Origin of the sequence: Pseudoalteromonas sp. SG43-6, from assembly GCF_014164365.1 — a bacterium.
Classification (GTDB): domain Bacteria; phylum Pseudomonadota; class Gammaproteobacteria; order Enterobacterales; family Alteromonadaceae; genus Pseudoalteromonas; species Pseudoalteromonas rhizosphaerae.
Genome location: NZ_JACJEZ010000149.1, coordinates 1 through 716, shown reverse-complemented (window position 1 = coordinate 716; position 716 = coordinate 1). Strand labels below are relative to the sequence as shown.

1 protein-coding gene is annotated in these 716 nt (G+C 43.2%); it reads left to right on the top strand.

The features are described 5' to 3' along the window. Positions 1–24: 24 nt before the first annotated feature. Positions 25–716: IS21 family transposase (gene istA / locus H5201_RS22540; protein WP_182785461.1), on the top strand; the 692-nt coding region annotated here is incomplete at its 3' end.

The window sequence follows — 716 nt, the reverse complement described above, 5'->3', positions numbered from 1 at the left end:
AATCATTTGATGAGGATAACAATAATGTCAACAAGACCTATATCTATGAGTAAATTACATGCTATTTTACGGCTGAAATATTCAGCAAAATTATCCCATCGAGAGATTGCCAGAAGCTTAAATATTTCACCTGGCACTGTGGCTAATTACGTTAAAAAGGCCAATGAGTTAGGCTTAAACCAATGGCCGTTACCTGAAGATAAACAACACGGTACTTTTCTTAATACAAAAATCAGGGACTTCTCAACCCGTCAGAAAAGATATCCAACACCTGACTGGCTCACCATCAATAAGGATTTAAAGCAGCACAAACATTTGACGTTGCAGTTAGTATTCGATGAAATGCGTGAGAAAGTCGGTGAACCTTATTACAGCTATAGCCACTTCTGCCGCGCCTATCGGGAATGGTTAGGAAAACAACGGTTGTCGATGCGTCAGCATCATAAAGGCGGTGAAAAGCTGTTTGTGGATTATTGTGGCCCCACGCTGACCATCACGTGCCCTACAACACAGGAGACACGCACTGCTCAAGTGTTTGTTGCCGTGCTCGGCGCATCAAATTATACCTATGCTGAGGCAACGTATAGCCAGCAACTTGAAGATTGGGTGATGAGTCATGCCCGTTGTTTTGCGTTTTTAGGCGGTGTGCCTGAACTTGTTATTCCCGACAACTTAAAAAGTGCTGTTAGTAAACCCTGTCGCTACGAGCCTGATCT